This is a genomic window from Stenotrophomonas sp. 278, from assembly GCF_003935715.1.
GTDB classification, from domain to species: Bacteria; Pseudomonadota; Gammaproteobacteria; order Xanthomonadales; family Xanthomonadaceae; genus Stenotrophomonas; species Stenotrophomonas maltophilia_AH.
This window is the reverse complement of the sequence record NZ_RHPP01000213.1, coordinates 1-4919: the sequence shown is the minus strand read 5'-3', so window position 1 is coordinate 4919 and position 4919 is coordinate 1. Positions and strand designations below refer to the sequence as shown.

The following is a 4919-nucleotide window of genomic DNA, read 5'->3' as shown; positions in this document are numbered from 1 at the left end:
CCGTCGCCGCAGCAGGCACCAGCGGTGGCCGGCGGTCCAGAAGCTCCCGTCATGCTGCGGCCGTGGAGCGAGCGCAATGCGCCGGTCCCGGCCGTTTCGACACCCGCGCAGTACACCCCGCCGGCAACCCTGCCGTCGGGTCCACCGGTTCCCGCAGGGGATGCAGCCTTCGTGTTTTGACGAAGGCGCGGCACGGTCAAGCCCCCGATTGACCACTTCAGTAATGCAAGCCCATCAACAAGGATATCCACCCATGAAGCGATTCAATCTCGACCTCGTCAACGCCCAGCGCACCCTGAAGACCGTGCTGATGGCCACCGCCTTCGTTGGCGTGCTGTTCGCCCCGAGCGCCTTCGCCCAGGACTTCGGCGGCACCGATCAAAAGGTGTGCGGCTTCTTCAACAGCATCAACGGCCTGCTCAGCATCGCCTCGATCGCCGTCGTCACCATCGCCGTCATCTTCGCCGGCTATCAGATCGCGTTCGCCCACAAGCGCATTGCCGACGTGGCTCCGATCCTGATCGGTGGCCTGCTGATCGGCGCGGCCGGCCAGATCGCCAGCATGCTGCTGGGTGACAGCTCGGACAACAGCGCCTGCTCCAACACCACCGGCATGGTCAGCAACCTGCTGACCTACTACGGTGCATAAGAACGTCGTTTTTCGTGGTTGCACGCGCCCGGCGATGTTCATGGGCGTTCCCTACGTGCCGTTTTTCTTCGTCGTGGGTGGTCTGTTCCTGTTGAGCGTGTATACGAACTTCTGGTACCTGGGGTCCATTCCAGTTGCCGTGTTCATCATGCGCAACATGGCCAAGCGTGACGAAATGATCTTCCGGTTGCTCGGTCTTCGCCTGCAGTTCAAGTTGAAGGCGCGCAACGTGAAAGACCACGACGGCATGTGGGTGTTCACCCCGAATCACTACCGCAAGACCCCGGCACGCAAGGATTGAGTGCCGGAATGGCCCTGGCAGCCACTGCCCGGGCCATTCCAACCCCGCAACGCCCACCATCGGAAACTGCTGCAGTCATGTTCAGCCCAGACACTTCCATTGCCGAATTCATCCCGCTGTCGTCACACGTGTCCACCAACGTGGTCAAGACGACCGGCGGCGATTACCTGTTGACATGGCATCTGGAAGGCCTGCCCTTCGTGGGCCGCGAAGAGTGGGAGCTCGAACACAAGCACAACACCTTCAACCGGCTGCTGCAGACCCTGCGCGCACCCGACTTCGTCAACGTGGCGTTCTGGGCGCACGACATCCGCCGTCGTCGCACGCTGAAGGGTAAAAGCGTCTACAAGCAGAAGTTCAACCAGGACGTATCCGACGAATACATGGGCATGCTCGGTTCGCAGCGCATCATGCAGAACGAGCTGTACCTGACCATGATCTACCGTCCGGTGGTGGCTGGTAAGCGCTTCGTGGAAAAGTCCGCAGACACCAACAAGCTGCAGGCCGAGCAGACCCAGGCCATTGAAAAGCTGATGGAACTGGCCGGCAACGTGGAAGCGGTCATCCGTGACTACGCCCCGTACCGCTTAGGGATGTACGAAGCCAAGAACGGCATCGTGTTCTCCGAAACGCTGGAGTTCTTCGGCTACCTGATCAACCGCATTGACGAGCCCGTGCCGGTGCTTGGCGCGCCGGTGCCGGATTACCTGCCGGTCAGCAAGCACATGTTCTCGGCCAAGACCGGTGACTTCGTCATTTCGACCCCGAACGGCACCAACCATTTCGGTGCCATCCTGAACATCAAGGAGTATGCCGAGGGCACCTACCCGGGCATTCTCAACGGCCTGAAGTACCTCGACTTCGAGTACGTGGTGACGCATTCCTTCAGCCCGATGGGCCGACAGGACGCACTGAAGGTGCTCGACCGTACCAAGGGCATGATGATCTCCTCCGGCGATAAAGCCGTCAGCCAGATCATCGAGCTGGACCAGGCGATGGACCAGCTGTCGTCCGGCAACTTCGTGCTCGGCGAGTACCACTACACCCTGGCGGTGTTTGGTGACAGCCAGGCCAAGCTTTCCCAGAACGTGGCCGCCACCCGCGCCGAGCTGTCCAACGCCGGTTTCGTGTCGGTGAAGGAAGACGTGGCCGTGACCTCGTCGTTCTACTCGCAGCTGCCGGGCAACTGGCGCTACCGCACCCGTCTGGCCAATCTCAGCTCGCTGAACTTCCTGGGCCTGTCGCCGCTGCACAACTTCGCCACCGGCAAGCAGCACAACAACCCGTGGGGCGACTGCGTCACCACCCTGCAGACCACCAACGGCCAGCCGTACTACTTCAACTTCCACGCCACCCATCCCTCGGAAAACTCCCTGGGTGAAAAGGCCATCGCCAACACCATGGTGATTGGTAAGTCCGGTACGGGTAAGACCGCGCTGATCAACTTCCTGCTCAGCCAGGTGCAGAAATACGACCCGTCCCCGACCATCTTCTTCTTCGACAAGGACCGCGGTGCCGAGATCTTCGTGCGCGCCTGCGGCGGCAACTACCTTGCGCTGGAGAACGGTGCCTCCACCGGCTTCAACCCGTTCCAGTGCGAGAACAATGAAGCCAACGTGCAGTTCCTGGCCGACCTGATCAAGGTGCTGGCCGGCAAGAAGGAATACAGCGCCCGCGAGGAAGAGGACATCTACCGCGGCGTGGAAAGCATGCTGGACACCCCCATGCATCTGCGCAGCATGACCAACTTCCAGAAGAGCCTGCCCAACATGGGCGACGACGGCCTGTATGCGCGCATGCGCCGCTGGACCGCCGGCAACTCGCTGGGCTGGGTGTTCGACAACCCGGTTGATACGGTGGACCTGACCAAGGCCAACATCATCGGCTTTGACTACACCGACATCATCGACAACCCAGAAGTGCGCGTGCCGGTCATCAACTACCTGCTGCACCGCCTGGAGTCGCTGATCGACGGCCGTCCGCTGATCTACGTGATGGACGAATTCTGGAAGATCCTGGACGGCGAGGGTGGCCTGAAGGAATTTGCCAAGAACAAGCAGAAGACCATCCGTAAGCAGAACGGCCTGGGCATCTTCGCCACCCAGAGCCCGGAAGATGCGCTGAAGAGCGATATTTCCGCCGCGCTGATCGAGCAGACCGCCACGCTGATCCTGCTGCCCAACCCCAACGCCAGCAAGTCCGACTACATGGACGGCCTGAAGCTGACCGAGGCCGAGTTCCGGGTGGTGACCGCGCTGGACGAGCGCTCACGCTGCTTCCTGGTCAAGCAGGGCCACGCCTCCAGCGTGTGCCAGCTCAACCTGCGCGGCATGGACAATATTCTTTCGGTGATCTCCGCATCCACCGACAACATCGAGATCATGCACCGCGTGCTGCAGACCGCCGCCGTGCGCAATCGGATTTCGGTCAATGAGCTCACGCCGGAACAGTGGCTGGAAGAGTTCTACAAGAATCGCAAGGGATCGGGCAAGCCGGCAGCGGCAAGCTCGGATGCGGCCTGATACAGGGTGGGGATCATGAAAGACATGACATTGGAGAACGCCATGAACGACACGATGAAGCGCGACACAAAAGCCAAAGCCGCCAAGCGCATCCGTCTGCGCGCCACGGTGCTTGCTGCCGTGCTGCTGATGGGTACCAACAGCGCCCATGCAGGCGGCATGCCGGTGATCGACTTCTCTCAGATCCTGGGACAGATCCGCGGGTGGATCAGTGACACCACCCAGTACGCCAAGGAAGTGACGCATTTTGAACAGATGAAGGAGCAGATCGACAGCATCCGCGACATCTTCAATATGTTCAACTTTGCCATTGGCTTACCCGAAGGCGAGGCGCTGACGGTAGTCGATGAGAAGTACCTTGTCGAGGAAACCTGCGGCGATGGCTCGAGCGGCCTGAGCATGACCACGGTGATGTCAGTGCTCGGTATGGATGTCACTTCTGACCTGAAGAAGCAGCAGCAGCAGATCTGCGTCAACATTCAGATGATGCAGAATCGAAAGTACAATGATTCGGTGAAGTTTCTGGATCTGACCGTCAAGCAGGCGCGGGCAGAGGCAATGAAGATCTTCGAGGCGGGTAATAGTGACTCGGTCGGTGCCACCACGGCTGCAACCCGTGATGCCACGCGGCTCAACAACGAGCTGAACCTGTTGGCACAGCAGTGGGGAACGCGCATGCAGTCGTATGACGCCTACATCGCCACAATGGAGACCCGACAGAACCTCCTTGCAAAAACGGCACTGAAGGGCAAGAAACGGTTGGCGCGCGATCTGATCCAGACCGCAGTGCTGAAGGGCGCACTCAGCATCGATTGATGCTGCCCGTGGGCTCTCGCTGATGGCGTCACTTGAACAGGCAGGCGGTAAACCAAAGGACTATGGATATGAAGCTCGATACGATCGCGAATATTGACTTGACGGGAGGCCTGCAGGACCTGCTTGGGTACGCTACGCGTATCCAGTCGATCGGCGACTTCGTGTTTTTCCGCCTGATTCTTGACTATCTGGACAAGCGCATCAATGAGTTCGGCCTGGATCTGCTGAACCACATGATGACCTGGGTGGGCGGCATCGCACTGGTGCTGATGACTTTATGGGTGCTGATCCAGGGCTACCGCATCGTCACCGGCCAGAGCCGTGATTCCATGATGGTGCTGGTGACCAACATGGCACGCGCCGCGCTGATCGTCAGCGTGGCCACCAGCATGGCCATGTTCGGCACCAGCATCCAGGACTTCCTGACCAACGACGTCAAGGGCGTGATCACCGCCGTGGTCACCGGCAAGGATGATCCGCCGGAGAAGCAGATCGACGATGCGCTGGGCTGGATGCAGGTGGCGATGTCGAGCATTGACGCCATCCAGGTGATCGATGACCCCAGCTTGAGCAATGAAAAGGTCCAGGCGCAGCTGTTCGTCGGCATGGGCACCGGCGGCCCGGCCGTGGT

General features: G+C 60.2%; 5 protein-coding genes and 1 pseudogene. All 6 read left to right on the top strand.

What is annotated here, in order from left to right; genetic code table 11:
- Nucleotides 1-180 (top strand): annotated as a pseudogene (locus EGJ34_RS22570) (type VI secretion protein); the annotation flags it as partial.
- A 73-nt stretch (nt 181-253) separates the two neighbouring features.
- Nucleotides 254-649 (top strand): TrbC/VirB2 family protein, encoded by a 396-nt coding sequence (locus EGJ34_RS20510; RefSeq protein ID WP_125362275.1) that lies wholly within the window; start codon nt 254-256, stop codon nt 647-649.
- Nucleotides 642-950: a VirB3 family type IV secretion system protein gene (locus EGJ34_RS20505; RefSeq protein WP_125362274.1), complete on the top strand. Its 309-nt coding sequence runs from the start codon at nt 642-644 to the stop codon at nt 948-950. The genes EGJ34_RS20510 and EGJ34_RS20505 overlap by 8 nt, the downstream gene beginning before the upstream one ends.
- A gap of 77 nt (nt 951-1027) precedes the next feature.
- The gene (locus EGJ34_RS20500) at nt 1028-3472 is read left to right on the top strand and encodes a VirB4 family type IV secretion/conjugal transfer ATPase (RefSeq protein ID WP_125362273.1); all 2445 of its coding nucleotides are present in this window, start codon (nt 1028-1030) and stop codon (nt 3470-3472) included.
- 15 nt (nt 3473-3487) lie between these two features.
- Nucleotides 3488-4288, top strand: a complete 801-nt coding sequence (locus EGJ34_RS20495; RefSeq protein WP_125362272.1) for a hypothetical protein — start codon at nt 3488-3490, stop codon at nt 4286-4288.
- A gap of 68 nt (nt 4289-4356) precedes the next feature.
- Nucleotides 4357-4919, top strand: a 563-nt coding sequence (locus tag EGJ34_RS20490) for a type IV secretion system protein (protein WP_148100537.1), incomplete at its 3' end; no start/stop codon positions are given.